This window comes from Vibrio sp. 10N.222.55.C6, from assembly GCF_041473395.1.
In the GTDB taxonomy this organism is placed as follows: Bacteria; Pseudomonadota; Gammaproteobacteria; order Enterobacterales; family Vibrionaceae; genus Vibrio; species Vibrio crassostreae_C.
This window is the reverse complement of the sequence record NZ_JBFRSD010000039.1, coordinates 76494-94200: the sequence shown is the minus strand read 5'-3', so window position 1 is coordinate 94200 and position 17707 is coordinate 76494. Positions and strand designations below refer to the sequence as shown.

The 17707-nt window shown below is 45.3% G+C and carries 14 protein-coding genes and 1 pseudogene; 7 read left to right on the top strand and 8 right to left on the bottom strand.

The window, feature by feature from the left end; all coding sequences use genetic code 11:
- The first annotated feature begins 230 nt into the window (after window positions 1-230).
- Both recB and recD read left to right on the top strand, forming a co-directional pair.
- Window positions 231-3905, top strand: coding sequence for an exodeoxyribonuclease V subunit beta (gene recB, locus AB4486_RS20855; protein WP_372118475.1), 3675 nt, complete (start codon window positions 231-233; stop codon window positions 3903-3905).
- On the top strand, window positions 3905-6115 hold the full coding sequence (gene recD, locus AB4486_RS20850) for an exodeoxyribonuclease V subunit alpha (protein WP_372118473.1): 2211 nt from the start codon (window positions 3905-3907) through the stop codon (window positions 6113-6115). The genes recB and recD overlap by 1 nt, the downstream gene beginning before the upstream one ends.
- Window positions 6116-6196: 81 nt before the next feature.
- Here the strand turns inward: recD and AB4486_RS20845 are convergent, their stop codons facing one another.
- Window positions 6197-6388 carry a hypothetical protein gene (locus AB4486_RS20845; RefSeq protein WP_046224581.1) on the bottom strand — a complete coding sequence of 64 codons (192 nt, stop codon included), beginning with the start codon at window positions 6386-6388 and terminating at the stop codon, window positions 6197-6199.
- 283 nt (window positions 6389-6671) lie between these two features.
- On the bottom strand, window positions 6672-8009 hold the full coding sequence (gene argA / locus AB4486_RS20840; protein ID WP_017065782.1) for an amino-acid N-acetyltransferase: 1338 nt from the start codon (window positions 8007-8009) through the stop codon (window positions 6672-6674).
- A 161-nt stretch (window positions 8010-8170) separates the two neighbouring features.
- Here argA and AB4486_RS20835 point away from each other — a divergent pair, with 161 nt between their 5' ends.
- The 4 genes from AB4486_RS20835 (at window position 8171) to csdE (ending at window position 11263) form a co-directional block, all read left to right on the top strand.
- A complete protein-coding gene (locus AB4486_RS20835; protein ID WP_017064193.1) occupies window positions 8171-8644 on the top strand; it encodes a DUF2850 domain-containing protein in 474 nt (157 codons plus the stop codon).
- An 81-nt stretch (window positions 8645-8725) separates the two neighbouring features.
- Entirely contained in the window at window positions 8726-9838 is a 1113-nt protein-coding gene (mltA, locus tag AB4486_RS20830) for a murein transglycosylase A (RefSeq protein WP_017064192.1), read from the top strand.
- 113 nt (window positions 9839-9951) lie between these two features.
- Window positions 9952-10761 (top strand): tRNA cyclic N6-threonylcarbamoyladenosine(37) synthase TcdA, encoded by an 810-nt coding sequence (gene tcdA / locus AB4486_RS20825; protein ID WP_372118471.1) that lies wholly within the window; start codon window positions 9952-9954, stop codon window positions 10759-10761.
- Between the two features lie 73 nt (window positions 10762-10834).
- Window positions 10835-11263 (top strand): cysteine desulfurase sulfur acceptor subunit CsdE, encoded by a 429-nt coding sequence (csdE, locus tag AB4486_RS20820; protein WP_102445259.1) that lies wholly within the window; start codon window positions 10835-10837, stop codon window positions 11261-11263.
- A gap of 69 nt (window positions 11264-11332) precedes the next feature.
- On the opposite strand, the gene csdA is transcribed toward csdE, so the two are convergent.
- From csdA to AB4486_RS20805, 3 genes are all read right to left on the bottom strand, one after another.
- The gene (gene csdA / locus AB4486_RS20815) at window positions 11333-12544 is read right to left on the bottom strand and encodes a cysteine desulfurase CsdA (RefSeq protein WP_372118468.1); all 1212 of its coding nucleotides are present in this window, start codon (window positions 12542-12544) and stop codon (window positions 11333-11335) included.
- An 87-nt stretch (window positions 12545-12631) separates the two neighbouring features.
- Window positions 12632-13525, bottom strand: coding sequence for a 2-dehydropantoate 2-reductase (gene panE, locus AB4486_RS20810; protein ID WP_372118466.1), 894 nt, complete (start codon window positions 13523-13525; stop codon window positions 12632-12634).
- A 111-nt stretch (window positions 13526-13636) separates the two neighbouring features.
- Window positions 13637-14452 carry an outer membrane protein OmpK gene (locus AB4486_RS20805; protein WP_372118463.1) on the bottom strand — a complete coding sequence of 272 codons (816 nt, stop codon included), beginning with the start codon at window positions 14450-14452 and terminating at the stop codon, window positions 13637-13639.
- A gap of 372 nt (window positions 14453-14824) precedes the next feature.
- Here AB4486_RS20805 and AB4486_RS20800 point away from each other — a divergent pair.
- Window positions 14825-15086 (top strand): annotated as a pseudogene (locus AB4486_RS20800) (2-dehydropantoate 2-reductase); the annotation flags it as partial.
- A 66-nt stretch (window positions 15087-15152) separates the two neighbouring features.
- Here the strand turns inward: AB4486_RS20800 and AB4486_RS20795 are convergent.
- From AB4486_RS20795 to AB4486_RS20785, 3 genes are read right to left on the bottom strand one after another with little or no spacing between them, the layout of a single operon-like run.
- Complete coding sequence (locus tag AB4486_RS20795) at window positions 15153-16511, bottom strand: AmpG family muropeptide MFS transporter (RefSeq protein ID WP_017059905.1); 1359 nt, start codon at window positions 16509-16511, stop codon at window positions 15153-15155.
- A 53-nt stretch (window positions 16512-16564) separates the two neighbouring features.
- Window positions 16565-17113, bottom strand: a complete 549-nt coding sequence (locus AB4486_RS20790; RefSeq protein WP_017059906.1) for a peptidylprolyl isomerase — start codon at window positions 17111-17113, stop codon at window positions 16565-16567.
- Window positions 17113-17682, bottom strand: coding sequence for a YajG family lipoprotein (locus AB4486_RS20785; RefSeq protein WP_372118461.1), 570 nt, complete (start codon window positions 17680-17682; stop codon window positions 17113-17115). Before AB4486_RS20785 ends, AB4486_RS20790 begins: the two co-directional genes overlap by 1 nt.
- Between the last annotated feature and the right edge of the window lie 25 nt (window positions 17683-17707).

The following is a 17707-nucleotide window of genomic DNA, read 5'->3' as shown; positions in this document are numbered from 1 at the left end:
GTACGGCCACAGGTCAGAGGGACCATTATTCTGTGGTTCAAAGTAACGCATGAGTATAAAACTCGTAGGCGATCCTGAACTCGTGGGCGCATAGTAGCGAGGCGATCTGAATTGATCCGTGAGAGAGATCGCACTAACTATTAACAAAATGGCGTAGGACGTAAATTGAATGACATTTTCTACGCTAGGTCACATTTGTAACAAACTAATTTATCAGAAGGCAGTAAGGCATGACGACCACAAGCAGTGTTCAGGTAATCGCTCCAAAAACACTCGATACCATGACGTTTCCACTTCATGGCGCGCGTTTAATTGAAGCATCGGCGGGTACGGGTAAAACATTTACTATTGCTGGCTTGTATTTGCGCTTACTGCTGGGGCACGGCACTGCTGCGCCGCAAGGTGATCTGACGGAAGCTACACGACACCATGAGCCACTAACTGTAGACCAAATTCTGGTGGTGACCTTTACTGAAGCAGCTACCGCTGAGCTGCGAGATCGTATCCGTGCTCGAATCCATGATGCACGGATTGCGTTTGCACGTGGGCAAAGTGACGACCCAGTGATTGCTCCTTTGTTACAAGCCATCGATGATCATGCTGGCGCAGCTAAAACTCTGCTTAACGCTGAAAGACAAATGGATGAAGCAGCGGTCTACACCATTCACGGTTTCTGTCAGCGAATGTTGACTCAAAATGCCTTCGAGTCTGGAAGCCGCTTTGATAATGAATTTGTGACCGATGAAAGCCACCTAAAAGCACAAGTGGTTGCCGACTATTGGCGTAAACAGTTCTACCCATTGCCAATTCAATTAGCAGGTGAGGTTCGTAATATCTGGGGTTCTCCCGCTTCTCTATTGGCTGACGTAAATCGTTATCTGACGGGTTCTCCACTAAAGCTAACCGTCGAAGCAATGTCGGGCGACCTGCAAACTCTGCACAATCAAAACCTAGATAAAGTGAAGCAACTTAAGGCGTTGTGGTGCGAATCCGAAGCGGACTTTTTGGCTTTGATTTCAGGTTCAGATGTGAACAAGCGTAGCTACACCAAGAAGTCTTTACCGACTTGGTTAGAAGCGGTCACGGCATGGGCGCAGAGCGACACTCATGATTACCAGCTTCCAGATAAACTAGATAAGTTCTCACAAGCCACGTTAATTGAAAAAACACCGAAAGGCACTGCACCTCAGCACGCCGTTTTCGAAGCGATTGAGGACTTCTTAAATTCTCCAGCAGATCTAAAAGCTCCATTGCTGGCGCATGCCATTACCCATTGCCGAACCATGTTAGCCAAAGCTAAACAGCAAAAGCAGTGGTTATCGTTTGATGATTTGTTGACTCAGTTATCCGCGTCCATTGATGTGGATGAGCAATCACTGCTGGTGGAGAGAATCCGCACCTTATACCCAGTGGCGATGATCGATGAATTCCAAGATACCGATCCGCTGCAATACAGTATTTTTAGTCGAATCTATTTAGACAATCCGCAATGTGGCCTGTTTATGATCGGCGACCCTAAGCAGGCTATCTACGGTTTCCGCGGTGCCGATATATTTACCTACATTAAGGCAAGAAACCAAGTGAGTGCTCACTATACGTTAGGCACTAACTGGCGTTCGAGTGCTGATATGGTCAGCGCGGTAAACCAAGTGTTTATGAATTCGGATAGCCCGTTTATCTACGACCAAGACATTCCATTTTTGCCAGTAGCTGCGAGCCCATCGGCTGACAAACGCCAATGGGTGATGAATGGTCAAACTCAACACGCGCTCACCTTTTGGCTGCAAGAGGCTGAAGACAAGCCGTTACCAAAGGGCGAATATCACAAGGCAATGGCAGAGGCGACGGCGAGTCAAATTCAAACCATTCTGACCGCTTCTCAAAACCAGCAAGCCTATTTTGATAACGGCAAAAAACAACATGCCGTGAATGCGGGTGATATTGCTGTCTTGGTTCGAACCGGCAGTGAAGGTCGCCTGATCAAAAATGCGCTGTCGGAACAAGGCATTGCGAGCGTGTATTTATCCAACCGAGACAGTGTGTTCACCAGCTTGGTCGCACAAGATATTCAACGTTTGTTGCAGGCGGTGCTGACACCTGAAAATGACCGAGCATTACGCGCCAGTTTAGCGTCGGAGTTGTTTGCTCTGGATGCCGCATCATTGGATGAACTCAACAACGATGAAGTGGTGTGGGAAAACGTCGTTAACGAGTTTAGAGAATATCGTAAGTTGTGGCTTCAGCGCGGCGTGTTGCCAATGCTTCGCAGCGTGATCAGTAAACGACATCTCGCGGAACGCTTACTGGAAGAAGAAAATGGTGAGCGCTCACTCACTGATTTAATGCACATTGGCGAATTGTTGCAACAAGCAAGACAAGAACTCGACAGTGACTATGGCTTGTTGCGTTGGCTGGCTGAAGCAATCTCAGATGCACAAAATGGTTTAGGTGGCAGTGACGACGACATTCAACGCCTTGAATCAGAAAGAAACTTGGTTCAAATCGTTACCATTCATAAATCGAAAGGCTTGGAATATGACTTAGTATTTTTGCCGTTCGTTGCAAGCTATCGTGAAGCGAGTGAAGGTAAGTTCTACGACCATGATTCAGATACCACGGTACTTGATATTACGGGTAGCGATAGTGCCTTAGCTCAAGCCGACAAAGAGCGATTGGCGGAAGACTTACGTTTGATTTACGTGGCGCTGACTCGTGCTGTTTATGGATGTTTTATTGGCATGGCACCGCTACGTAAAGGGCGTTCAACCAAAGAGCCGACCGGCGTTCACTTGAGTGCCATGGGCTATTTGGTTCAAAACGGACAAGAGCAAGGCATCGCCGAGTTGCATCAAGCTCTATCGGCTATTGAGGGTAAGAATTCCAGTGTGCTGTTAGCCGAAACACCTACCGCTCACGAACAAATTTTTGTGCAAACAGAGCAAGTGAGTGACGACTTACAGGCCAGTGAACTTAAGGCTTCAATTGACCGAGCTTGGCGTATCACCAGTTACTCGGGGCTTGTCAAACAGGGCAGTCACGGTGCGAGTCATGACGCGACCATTGAGGTGTCTGGTTTTGATATTGACTCGGCTGATGAGCAGGATGAGTCTGAGTTGATTGAGCCTGAACGCTCTATCTTTACGTTCCCTCGTGGTGCTCGCCCAGGTACTTTCTTACACACCTTGTTTGAGGAGGTTGAATTTACCGAGCCAGCAACCAGTGAACATAACACGCAAGTAATCACTCACTTATTAGAATCAGAGCAATATGAATTAGAGTGGCTACCTGTGCTTCAGCAACTGGTCGATACAGTGCTGAACACCGCATTAGACGGCAAGAACTTAAAGCTAAGCGAGAAAGACTCGACGCAACGTTTAGTTGAGATGGAATTCTTACTGCCGATCGAAGTATTGGCTGCATCTGAACTGAATCAAACCATTCAATATCACGATCCATTGTCAGCCAAAGCGGGCGATCTAGGTTTCCAAACCGTGCAAGGTATGTTGAAAGGCTTCATCGATTTGGTGTTTGAGCACCAAGGTAAATACTATGTACTCGACTGGAAATCGAATCACTTAGGAGATGATGTTGCTGTCTACCATGGCGAAGCATTGAAATCGGCGATGGCTGACCACCGTTATGATCTGCAATATCAGATCTATGCGTTGGCATTGCATCGCTTTTTACGCAGCCGCGTTGCGGATTACAGTTATGAACAACATTTTGGTGGGGTTTATTACTTGTTCTTAAGAGGAATGGACGGTCAATCTCAACAAGGTATTTTCTCGGCGAAACCAACACTGGCTTTGCTCGATGAAATGGATCAATTGATTGACGGTAAAGTGATAGACAGACGTTCAGCACAATTGAATGACAATGAAACTGGACAGATGGGGCTTTTATAATGACAACAACGACCACTAATACCGGCATAGATACTGCGAACACAGCAAAGCCAGTTTCACTTATTCCTGAGCAACTGATGGATGTACTCCAGTTTCTTGCGGATAAGGGTTCTATTCGTCAGTTGGATTATCAATTTGCCCGTTTTCTTGCTCAGCAAGCCACGAGCTACCCTCAAGAGATCGGCTTTCTCGCGGGAGTAGTGAGCCATGAATTAGGCAAAGGACACATTTGTACTCAGCTTATACAGCAGCATACGACAGGCCCTGAACTAGCGGCAGATCTTGCTCAGTTACTTGGGTTATACGGTGAAACTGCACTGCAATTGAACCAAAAACTGTTGGGTATTGATTGGGTGGCTGTGCTTCAATCATCAAACTTAGTGGGAACGACCAACGATTGTGTTAAGCCTCTAATGTTCGATGGGCAGCGTGTCTATTTACAGCGTTATTGGAACTACGAAGTTGTGTTGGCTGAGACCTTAAACCGTTTAAGTAAGCCGGTAGAGTTCAATACTGAGCAGAAAAAAGCGCTGACTGAAACGCTCAATCTGCTTTTTGCACGTAGCTATCATTTTCTGTTTAACGCCTTATCCAAGGCTGAAGCAAGCCAACAAACGTCTCAGGTATTACGCCAACAATTGGTGTGTGACCATCTTGATATTGTGAATGAGCAGGCTTTAGATTGGGGATCAATCGACCAAGCGATTGTACAAGCTAAGCAGGTAACGGACTTAGATGTGTTGGACGACTTGGTGCCGTTATCGGCATGTTTGAACTGGCAAAAAGTCGCGGCAGCGGTGGCGCTGAGTCGTCGTTTTGCGGTGATTTCTGGTGGGCCGGGTACTGGTAAAACAACCACGGTAACCAAATTACTGTCGGCGATGGTCGAGCAATCTCTCAGCCAAGGTAAAACACCAACGATTAAGCTAGTGGCACCAACGGGTAAAGCGGCGGCGCGTTTAACCGAGTCGATCGGTAAAGCAATTGAACAGCTGCCATTAGCGCCTGAAGTGAAAGCCAACATACCGACCGAATCGAGCACCTTACACAGATTACTCGGCGCGATTCCTAACCGTGCTGAGTTTAGGCATAACCGACGCAATCCACTCCACCTTGATATCTTGGTAGTGGATGAAGCTTCAATGGTTGATCTGTCGATGATGTATAAGCTGGTGGATGCACTTCCTGAGCACGCAAGGCTCATCTTATTGGGTGATAAAGACCAACTCGCTTCAGTAGAGGCAGGTGCTGTGCTCGGTGATATCTGTTCATTCAACTCTGCAGGGTACAGCACAGCGCAAGGCAATTTGATTGCAGAGATGACAGGTTTTGATGCGATAGCTAAACCAAGACAAAACAAAGCTGGAGCGGTGAATCCGCCTGCGATTGCGGATAGCTTGTGTATGCTGCAGAAGAGTTATCGTTTCGATGCGCGCTCCGGTATCGGTCAGCTGGCAAAAGCAATCAATAATGGTTCTGCGAATCAAGTAGACCAAGTGTTTGCCAAAGGTTTTGGCGATATCGAAAACCACCCTCTGTCGAGTGACAGCTATAACCTGATGCTGCGTACTTTGGTTAACGAGTATGGTGCGTACCTCAATAGAATGAATGTGCCGTTGGAAGAGTTAGAAACTCAAGAAGCGAGAGCGAAATCGGTACTCGATTTGTTCAGCCAATGCCGACTGTTGTGTTCCATTCGTGAAGGGGATTTTGGTGTTAAAGGCCTCAACCACAGAATTGAAAGAGCACTGGCCGCAAGGCGTTTGGTGAGCCCTCATAATGATGAGCTGTGGTATCACGGACGTCCTGTTATGGTGACGCGAAATGATCATGGCTTGGGTTTGTACAATGGTGATATTGGTATCTGTATGCTTGAGGCGGGTTCTAGTCAACCTGACTTAACCCCTCGTTTGAAGGTCTATTTTGAGTTGCCCGATGGCAGCGTAAAAGCTGTGCTACCAAGCCGAGTGCCCGATCATGAAACGGCTTATGCAATGACAATACACAAATCTCAGGGTAGTGAATTTGATCTGACCTTAATGATCTTGCCGCCAGATTTCAGCCCTATTTTAACGCGGGAGCTTATCTATACAGGTATTACACGTGCGAAGAAACGACTGATGATGTTCAGCGATACAAATGTGTTGAAGCGTGGGATTAAGGTGAAAACAGAGCGAGTGAGTGGTTTAGGCAGTCGCTTAACGAATTAGTCGTTATGGACGGCTAGAGAAGGTTTTGAACTTAGGGCTAGATAAACACAAAGCAACCATCCTTGGTTGCTTTGAGCGTTATTAGGAATCAGAGCCTAAAAACGCTCGAGTAAACGATATGTGGTTTATCTTGTACTTTGCTTGGCAATTCAAAATAAACTCTTTTAGATTCTCGCTAACAGGGAACACGCAGTGTACGTCTAGCCCTTCTAAGAATTGGTTATCAGCCATATCCCAAAAACTTTGCAGCGAGTTACAAACAATGGTTCTCATATCAATATTGCTCTTTTTGCTGTTTATATTAACGAGCAGAGCTAATGTTAGCGTGCTGGCCGTCAACGGGTATAGCAATCCGTGCAGTGACCACCTCAATGAGTTCGACATGACTATCGAGATGGCAATTCCAATAAAAACATTTGTTAAGATTATTAAAGCGTCTAAATTCTATACAATTATACGTGTGAGTGAAAGTGCATAGTTAATAAATCTCATATAGAAAGCGATTACATTTGCAATTATTTTTCTGTCGAAGTGAGATTGTGCTCCAAAACTTTATTTATACGTTGAGCGCCAAGATCTTTGAGTTTCTCTGATAGTTGTATAACCCTTGTTTTTCCATCGGTAATTCATCAACCGCTATCTCGTAAAAACCCTGTTCACGGAACCAGTGAAGGCTGTGCGTAGTAAGGACAAAAATCTGGTCGATATCACGAGATTTTGATTGGTGACGCATGTAATCCAGCAACAATTGCCCACGGTTTCCATCGCGATAGTCAGGGTGAATCGCCACACACGCCATCTCTGCCATGTGATCTTCCGGATACGCATATAGTGCAGCGCAACCAATAATCAGTCCGTCTTTTTCGATAATCGTAAAGCGGTGAATCTCTTGTTCCAATTGTTCTCTTGAGCGACGAACGAGAATGCCTTGTTCTTCCAAAGGACGAATAAGGTCAAATATGCCACCAATATCGTCAATCTGAGCTTGTCTTACTTGCTCGGCACTAGCCATGACCACTTGGGTTCCAATACCGTCAAAAGAGAACAACTCTTGGATTAATGCGCCATCTACCTTGTAGCTGATTAGATGACAACGAGGCACACCAGCTCGACAAGCGGAGATCGCTCCTTTCAAGAAGCGCAGTGTTCCTGTGCTCATGTCTTCGGCAGGATTTTGAGATTCCGTTAATCGTTCTAGAATTTGCTTGGCATCTTTAGGGAAGAGTTCGGCGAGCACGTTACCGCGTTCATCTGTTACCCCTTGTTCGGAGCAGAAGCCAATCAGCTTGTCGGCCTTTAGACGAATAGCAACTTGGGTAGCGACCTCTTCAGAAAGTAGGTTAAAGCTTTCGCCTGTCACGGAGCTGGCAATAGGGCCAAGCAGTACAATTGAACCTTGGTCAAGCGTGCGATTGATCCCTTCGATATCGATTCGACGAATACGCCCGCTGTGGCAATAATCCGTACCGTCATCCACGCCAAGCGGTTGAGCCGTAATGAAGTTACCACTCATAACATTGAGTTGAGTGCCTGCCATCGGCGTGTTGTTTAAGCTCATTGAGAGGCGTGCGGTGATGGCAAGTTGAAGCTGTCCAGCAGCCTGCATAGCGACGCCCAAAGAATATTCATCAGTGACCCTAATATTCTTGTGATAAGGCGTATGGCAATCTTGCTTGGCGAGCAATTGGTTGATCTGCGGTCTTGCCCCGTGAACGAGAACAATCTTTACTCCAAGGCTGTGGAGCAAGGCTATATCACTAATAATGTTACCAAAGTTCCTGTCGGCAACGGCTTCGCCTCCCAGCATAATGACCATGGTTTTGCCACGGTGAGCATTTACGTAAGGGGTTGATTGTCTGAAACCTTTTACTAGCGCTGTACTTCTTAATTTCACAGAACAAGTCCATTTTGTTTATTTATTCGATAATTTAGCATTTAAATTCAAATGTAAACAACACCTTTTTGGAATAAAGCGCAAACTATTCTTATCTAGGCTTCAATATATAAACTGTCTCAGTGTAGAATGCGCATAGCATCCTTATGAGTAGTCACCGAATGCAACAAGCTCCAGCAACAAAGAACAAAATCGATGAGATAACCAAAGGTCTCTACAGCGAAGCTGATCAGCGCAATCAATCTAAGTTGAAGCGTAAGATCATTGAACGTTGTTTAATGGTTCTAGCCTTAGTGGGTTCGTTTGCGGTGGTTTCTTTGTTCGGCGATGTGCTTTCCCGAGTGCAAAATGCGGCGACGCCCGACAATCTGATATACGGCACTTGGATAGAGCAAGATGTTGCACATTATGCGACCGATGAGTTTGTTCTGAATGCTAATGGTGTGTCAGTTCGTGGGTCTGTTGTTTCGACGAGCTTTGACTTTGATGGAAACTACTTTGAATACAAGGCGGGTGATAAAACCTATCGCTTCCGCATGACCAATTCTGACAATACAGAAATGGTGCTCGATTCTGACAGTCACTACAATCCCATCTTCCGCCTTAAGGGCCATATCGATAACTCCGTCCGATAGGTTATCTTCTTGTAAACTCTTACAATCTAAGATTGTGTTATCTGACTGTTTTTGTCATCCTCGATGCATAGAATTTTTAGGATGACTCTTGTGATTAAAAAATGGCTTCCCCTTGTCGCTGCCTCTTTGTTATTTGGCTGTGCTCAACCCACTGATCTTGCTCAGCAACACCTTGATGACGAATTTCCTCGCACCTTGAATAAGGTCGATCAGGTTGAATCCAATAAACCAAGAGACTACACCGCATTTGCAGAACAAGCTGAGATGGTGGTTTCTAAATCCCCTTCGATGGCTAAAATCTATGAGCCGCTTTATCAACAACTCAATGAGTGGGCGATGCTGAGTGGAGATCCAAGCGAGCTAGCGAATTTTGGCGTTCAAACCGCTCAACTAGGTGGTGGTGATAAACAAGGCAATGTTTTGTTCACGGGCTACTTTTCTCCTGTGATGGAGCTGCGCCACGAAGCGAATGAAGAATATCGTTACCCTGTTTACGGGCTTCCTGAGTGTGGTAAAGAGTGTCCAACACGCCAAGAGATTTACAACGGCGCACTAGAAGGTCAGGGCCTTGAGTTAGGTTACTCAGCAAACCGTATCGACCCATTTATGATGGAAGTACAGGGCAGTGGATTTGTACACTTCGGTGATGATGACACGCTGCAGTATTTCGCCTACGCGGGTAAGAACAATAAAGCTTATGTGAGCATTGGCCGTGTTCTGATTGAACGAGGCTTAGTTCCACGCGAAAAAATGTCGCTAAAAGCAATCAAAGAGTGGGTATTGGCAAACGATCCTGAAGTGGTCAAAGAGCTGCTTGAGCAAAACCCATCTTTCGTGTTTTTTGAAGCGAGAGACGACCTATCTGTGATGGGTAGCGCGGGCATTCCTCTATTACCTATGGCGGCGGTTGCGGGCGATCGCTCTATCTTGCCTATGGGGACGCCGATTCTTGCTGAGGTTCCATTATTGAATGCTGATGGTACTTGGAGCGGCGCTCATCAACTAAGACTGCTATTGGTTTTGGATACGGGCGGCGCGGTTAAGCAAAACCATTTGGACCTTTACCACGGCATGGGCCCTCGAGCGGGTACAGAAGCGGGCCATTACAAGCATTTTGGTCGTGTGTGGAAGCTCGGTTTAGATGGCAGCGCAACTGAAGCGCCTTGGGCTTTGCCTCCTGAAAAGGTTGAGTAAGCTACAATAAAATAGGGCATTGAAAGCGAATCGCTAATCCCCTAGACTTTTTATTCAAGAGTGCGTATAAAACGCACTCTTTTCTTTTTCTCAGAAATAAATTGGCGGCAACAATGCGTGAATTGACCACTCCAGCTTCAGAAAACTATGACCAACGATTTGGTGGCACCCGTCGCCTATATGGCAATAGTGAAGTCGACATACTTAGAGCAGCACACGTGTGTGTGATCGGTATTGGCGGTGTAGGTTCATGGGCGGTTGAAGCGCTTGCTCGTACTGGTTTAGGTGAGCTGACTTTGATCGATATGGATGATGTGTGTGTGACCAACATCAACCGTCAGATCCACGCAATGTCGGGTACCGTTGGTAAAAGCAAAATTGAAGTGATGGCAGAGCGCGTTAAGCTGATTAACCCTGAGTGTAAAGTTAACTTGGTTGACGACTTCATCGGCCCAGACAATCAGGCTGAATACCTATCGAAAGAGTTCGACTTTGTGTTAGATGCGATTGATAGCATGAAAGCTAAGGCTTCACTGTTGGCATATTGTCGTAGCAACAAAATTAAGGTGATCACCACCGGTGGTGCGGGTGGTCAAATCGATCCCACTCAAATCAAAGTGGCTGATCTGACTAAGACGATTCAAGATCCGCTCGCGAAGAAGCTAAAAGATACCCTTCGTCGTCATCATAACTTCCCTAAGAATCCAGCACGTAAGTTTGGTATCGATTGTGTGTTCTCAACTGAACAGCTGAAATACCCTCAAGCTGACGGCAGTGTATGTGCTGCGAAAGCGACAGCAGAAGGTCCAAAACGCATGGATTGTGCGACGGGTTTTGGCGCTGCGACAGTGGTCACTGCGACTTTTGGTTTTGTGGCTGTTTCACGTATTGTTGAAAAGCTGATTCAAAAGCACTCTAAGTAGTTCTTTATTATTTGCTTGAGAACACTTAACCATTGTCACCTGTACATTTAGTCATAATCTATTGGATATTAAAATGATGTCATTCCCAAGCTCTCCATTCGGCACTGAAATTACCAGTGATGATATTGTCGCGAAGATGCAGACATTCAGCGGCTGGGAAGATCGTTATCGCCAAGTGATTCAATGGGGTAAGAAATTACCTAGCATGCCTGATGAGCTGAAGAGTGAGCAGGTTGTAGTTTCTGGTTGTGAAAGCCAAGTCTGGCTAGTTTCTCAGAACATCGACGGTGTTTGGTATTTTTGTGCTGATTCTGATGCTCGTATCGTGCGCGGTCTGATTGCATTAGTGATGGCTGCGTATGATGGAAAAACATCAGAGCAGGTTCAAGCGTTCGATATTGATGGTTACTTTGAAAACATCGGTTTAATCACCCACCTAAGCCCATCTCGCGGAAACGGATTAAAAGCGATTGTTGCTCAAATCCAAGAGTTAAGTGCTTAATATCACTCAGATACACAGAAACAAAAAGGGTTGACGCTAAACGCCAACCCTAAATAATCTCGCCACACCCTAAAGCATATCAACGGCTTTTTCTATCGCAGCTATAAGCTTATCAACGTCATCCATGTTGTTGTAAATACCAAATGAAATTCGAACCGTTCCTTTCACATTAAGTGCATCCATTAATGGGTGAGCACAATGATGTCCTGCACGTACTGCGATACCTTGCTGATCCAGTAGAGTCGCTATATCTTGATGGTGAACACCATCCATCACAAAAGTAATCACACTTGCGTTAGGTTGATACCCTAAAATCTGAATGTCATCCAGTTTACTGAGCGCAAGATAAGTCTCGTGTTGTAGTTGGTGGATATGATTTTCGACATCTTGTTGTACAAAACCACTTAACCATTCTATTGCGGTGCTTAGTGCTATGGCCCCTGCCACATTTGGCGTGCCCGCTTCGAATTTGCCAGGCAGTTCTGAAAAAGTAGTGCCAGAGAAAGAGACGCGCTCGACCATTTTGCCACCACCATGCCAAGGTGGCATCGCTTCTAACAATTCAAGCTTGCCGTAAAGCACACCGATGCCCGCAGGGGCATAGAGCTTGTGTCCAGAGAATACGTAGAAATCAGCGCCTAAAGCAGCAACATCAACCGATTCATGAACGATACCTTGTGCGCCATCGACTACCACAATTGCATTCATCTTATGTGCTTTCTCGATGACGGCTTCAATCGGCTGACGAGAACCCGTTACGTTGGTTATCTGAGCTAATGCAACAATCTTGGTTCGTTCATTTAAAAGCGTATCAAACGCGACTAGGTCAAATTCACAATCCGATGTCATCGGTACTTTAACGACTTTAGCCCCGGTTTGTTCTGCCACAATTTGCCAAGGAACTATGTTAGCGTGATGCTCCATTTCACTCACTAAGATCTCATCGCCAGGCTGAAGAATACTTCTTGCGTAAGTTTGAGCAATTAAATTGAGCGCTTCGGTTGCACCGCGAGTCCAGATGATCTCTTTTGAAGAGCTTGCACCGATAAACTGAGCGACCTTATCTCTGGCAGCTTCAAACTGACTGGTCGCGTTCGCTGTTAAGCTATGGCTACCACGGTGAACATTGGCATTTTGTTTGGAGTAATATTGGCTAATGGCATCAATAACTACCTGAGGTTTTTGTGTCGTTGCCGCGCTGTCTAAGTAAATCAATGGTTGTTGATTGATGGTTTGGGATAGCGCAGGAAACTGCTCTCGGATGTGATTGATATCAAGCATCTATTCTTACCTAAAATCTTGGAAATTGGTGCCAGCGTTATGCTTAGCGGTATTGTTATTTTATCGCGACTTGTTGACCGTTGCTGACTAATCTTGATGATTCCAGCTATTTTCTTGCTCTTTGACTTGATCGAACAGCTTTTGGTTAACGGGAACTTCTATCTGATGCTTAAGCGCTGTTTTTATTAGGTGTCCAGTGATGAAGTCGATCTCTGTCTTGCGTTGGTAAAACATATCCTGCTTCATGGATGAGTTGTTCTGCGCCGTGGCTTGGATGACCTGCTTGACACTTGCTTCTAATCCGTCGAATGAACAAGCGATCCCTTCTGCTTGCATCACTTCTGTCAGTTCTTGAACTATCGAACGCAACACCCCCTCAAATTGGTGATCAGCAAGTTCGCCATTCTTAATCTGCTTGAGCCCAGTGAGTGGATTTATGGCACAGTTAATCGCGAGCTTAGTCCAAAGCGCAGTTTTTATTTCAGGGTTCCAGCTTACCTCTGGCAGGGCATGGTTGAGGACATCAACTAAAAACGTGCATTGCTGACCGACTTGGTTAAAAGCACCCAATTGGGTGTGGCCTAACCCTGTATGAGATACATGATTACGGCTGGGTTTGAATGCGGCTTGAGTCGTGGTCGCCAATACAACGGGGTAACCATCGACTTGAGTAGCAATATTATCGACCGCGCCCATTCCGTTATGCATGAACATGAGAATGGTGTCAGAGTCGAGATATTGAAGTAACGGAGTGGTGGCTTCTTCTACTTGCCAAGCCTTGACTGTGAAGATAACCAAATCACTCGTTGATAGCTTGTCGATATTGTTATTGCTGAAGGAAAGTGAAGTTTGCTCATCAAGTGTTAGGTCAATTGAGGTTTCAGGGGAGCGACTCAACAAAGAGACATTATGACCAGCTTGAAGTAGTTTTATCGCCCATAAAGAGCCGATAGCTCCAGGTCCAACAATAGTGATGTTCACAGCAATACCGAGATAAGAAAGTGATGCTGCAAGGATAGCGAGGCATTAAATGAAAGCAATAAAAAATGGCACCCTAGGGTGCCATTTTGGAAACTTTTCTTAGAAGTTCGATTAGAACTTGTAAGTTACTGCAACGTAGTGACCTACGCCAGAAGAATCAGCTTGTGAAGAAGCGTCCCATGGTAGGTCTGCACCATCTTTAAAGCCGTATACATCGCTGTATAGTTTCAGGCCGTAACCAACTGCAAAACGATCTGAGTGCCAGTAGATACCGTTGAACATTGCGCCGCCGTTGCTTACTTGAGCGTACTCATCTTTCATACCGAATTGGTAATCAATGTAACCTTGGTAAGAGATGAATGAACCGTTCTCGAAGAAGTAGAATGGCTTGAACCAGTTAGTCGAGATTTGGAAACCGTTCCAATCTTTGTTGTTTGAGTCGTATGTACCGTAAAGGTTTAGACCCATTTTACCGAACCATGGAACCATTACGTCAGAACCTAGACCAACTTTCTGAGTGTTAACACCACCGTTGTTACCATCCCACTCGAAAAGAGTTGAAAGGTATAGTTCTTCAACTGGACCGAAAGAAAGGTCTTTACCAGTTAGGCCGTCAAGAGACATACGAGGAGCAAACTTCATGAAGATTTTGCCATCTTTGTCTGCTTTGTCGCTGCTTGAGTCTGATGTTAGGTTAAATACATCAACATAGCCGTAAAGGTCGAAGATTCCAGAGCGACCACCAAATTCCATCTCTAGGTAATCATGAGTAGATTCGTAAGGACCTTTCTCGTTGATTGCACCCATGATGTTGAACTGCATCCATTTGTAATCGTTTTTATGGATGTCGCCGTCAGAATAATCCGCTGCCATTACTGGAGCAGAAGTTGCTGCAAGTAGGCCAAGAGTTAAAAGTGATTTACGCATAATGGAACTCTCTATGTTTGAAATAAGTAACCCGCTAATCCGTGCGTGTTTATGATGTCCGAATGCCGAGCATAATAGCGATTTTGTTCTCAAATAAAAGTGAGACAGAGTGAAAATTACAATTATTAAGGTGAGGTTGATCACACTAATGATCTAAATGATGGAACTTTAATGTGGAAATGCATCTTGATGCACCTCTAATTCTATTGATTTTGTGAAACTCGATTATTTTGTGGATAAATAGGTGAAATACTGTGCTAAGCAAACGATTCTACTAATTAGAGTGACATGCATATCAAAATCAACAGTATTCATTTCTAAGCGTTTTCTCTTAAAAAATGACAATTCAACCCGTCTTACAATCCAGTCTTTGATCTATCTTTGACCGAAAACGGTGGGTATTGCTGGTAGCACTCCGGCGCTAAGTGATGTGAAATTCAGAGATTATGCGAATGGCATTTATGTTGCGGCGGGGTCTTACTTTGTGACGATTACTGTAGCGGGTCAGCCGTCAGTTGTGGCTATCGACTCTGCGCCCGCAACCTTAGCTGATGGTGTGGTGTATCAAGTCGTGGCGATTGATGATTCGATGGGTACGGGTTTTAACCTAATTGTCAGTGAAACAACAGACTAGATCTGAAGACAGAACGTAGAAGAGGGTAGATCAATGCTACCCTCTTCTTATTTGTTTTCTTTGACTCTATTCTTGGTTAGTTTTGGCTTTCTCTAATAAATCCGTGAAAAAGTGGCGTAACGAGTAGAGCATGATCAAACTTGGAATCACCATAAGTGCGGTCAGTATAAAGAAGGTTGACCAATCATTGAGGTAATCGACCAATTCACCACTAAATGAAGCCAGTGTTGTTCGACCGAAGTTACCCAAGGATGCGAGTAATGCATATTGGGTTGCAGAGAAGGCCTGCCCAGTTAATAACGTTAAGAAAGAGACAAAAGCTACTGTTGAAAAGGCGGTCGTGAAGTTATCGACAATAATCGTTGCCAAGAACAGTGTTTCACTTGGGCCTGCTTGAGCGATCCATGCAAACATTAGATTACTGGCTGCCATGGCAACACCGCCAATCATCAGTCCGCGTACAATGCCGAATTTTACATTGAAGACGCTGCCTACCAAAGTGAAGAATATGGTTGCGCCCCAACCAATTAACTTCGAATAGTGGCCGATCTGTTCGTTACTGAAACCTATCTCTTTATAGAAGGTGATCGACATGCGACCTAGGAAGGCTTCACCTATCTTAAATAGGAATACGAACAGCAGTAGGGTGATGGCAACTTGAACTCCGTTTCGTTTGAAGAAGTCATAAAACGGTTCTAACACGGTAACACTGAACCAAGCCACGACTTTCGAACCGACAACCTTATTGTGGCGTTGCTGAGCCTGTTCTTGTAGGGCTTCGCGTTGTGTATTTGGCTCTCCGACAAAAAGAGTAAACAGCATTAGTACGACAACGACGCCTGCCATTCCGTAATACACGCCATTCCAACCGATTGAGTCTGCGTTAATAAAGGCAAGGTAGCCTGGTAGAGAATACCCCGTCCACCAACCAATTACGGCCATTGCAGAAGCTTGCGGCAGTTTTGATGCTTCGGATTTTGGGAAGGTATCAATACGAAATGCATCAATCGCGATGTCTTGCGTGGCTGAGGCAATGGCAATAGCGAGCGCCAACATTGAAGTAAACGCCAAGTTCTCTGCGGGATTGACGCCTGCGATGAATAAGGTACCGATTAAAACAATGGATTGGCAGAAAAAGATCCAACTGCGTCGCTGGCCGAGTATTGCGTGAAGCACCGGCAGTTTTACTCGGTCTACCAATGGTGCCCATAGAAAGTTAATCGCATACACGGCAAACACACTGCCAAAGTAGCCGATGGCAGCACGCGTTAAACCTGCATCTTTTAGCCAACCAGACATATTGGATCCAATAAGAACCCATGGGAAGCCACTCGAACAGCCGAGCATAAACACCCAAAGTAGGCGTTTATCTAGGTAGCTGCGGAAAGTCTGCATCCAAGAAAGAGAGGGAGTGCCTGATGACATAGGGCGTCCTTGTGTAGAAAAACGCCCTTAAGAAATAAGGGCGTTAGATTGGATTACTTAAGAAGGGTCACTTTAGTGATGACGATTGGGTCAACTGGTATGTCTGACATGCGGCCCATTCGCTTGGTTGGAATCGTTGCCATCTTTTGAACAACATCAAAACCTTCAGTTACTTTGCCGAATACAGCGTAGCCTGGGTTGCTACCTTTTGCGTTCAAGAAGTCATTATCAGAGAAGTTAATGAAGAACTGACGAGTTGCAGAATCTGGCGCATTAGTACGAGCCATCGCGATTGTTGCTGTATCGTTCTTCAAGCCATTGCTGCCTTCATTCTTGATAGGAGCGTAAGTTGCTTGTTGATTCATCTCTTGATCGAAGCCGCCACCTTGAGCCATAAAGCCAGGAATAACACGGTGGAAGATAGTGCCTTCGTAGCTGCCGTCTGCCACGTATTTTAGGAAGTTCTCCGCGCTAACCGGTGCTTGTTCTTGGTTAAGCTCAATAGTGAAGTCGCCTAATGTTGTTTCCACGTTTACTTTAGGACCAGCCCAAACGCTTACGCTCACTAGCATTAATGCGATAGAAGATAAAATACGACCCATTAGAAACGTTCCTTCATGTAAGTTTGTAGCTCTTGGTCGTTAGCGATCTCAGTAAGAACCAAGTTGATCACGTCATTAAGAACCATAGAGATGTCGTCGTTAGATGCACTCAATGCACCAGTGCGTGTTGCAGTGCCGTTGAATGTTTTAACTAGTTTGCCTTCAGGCGTTTCAGCGGTAACTTCAAGCGTTACTTTACCGTCCATTTTGTTTTCCATAATGGTGTGCTCTACGGTAACGAGTGCTTCGTGAATCTCTAAAACAATCGAGTTTTCACTGTTTACGCTCGCACGAAAACCTTGAGACTCTAACTGCTGTGCAACAGCATTTTCTAGAGAGATACGCATGTTTTGCTTAGCGTGAATTGGCTGAATGTTTGAACGGCCACTATCAACCAATGCAACATATTGAGCGGCACGAACATCTTTACTGGTTAGTGTGTATGTTTTGCCTTGTACAAGGTTGCTTGAGCTTAGTGAAGCTTCTGGCATTACATTGATCTGTTCTTGCTGAGGGGCTGAACATGCTGTCAAAGCCATAATAGAAGCAGCCAAAATCAGTTTTTTCATTCCTTTATCCTTTCTAAATTCACAC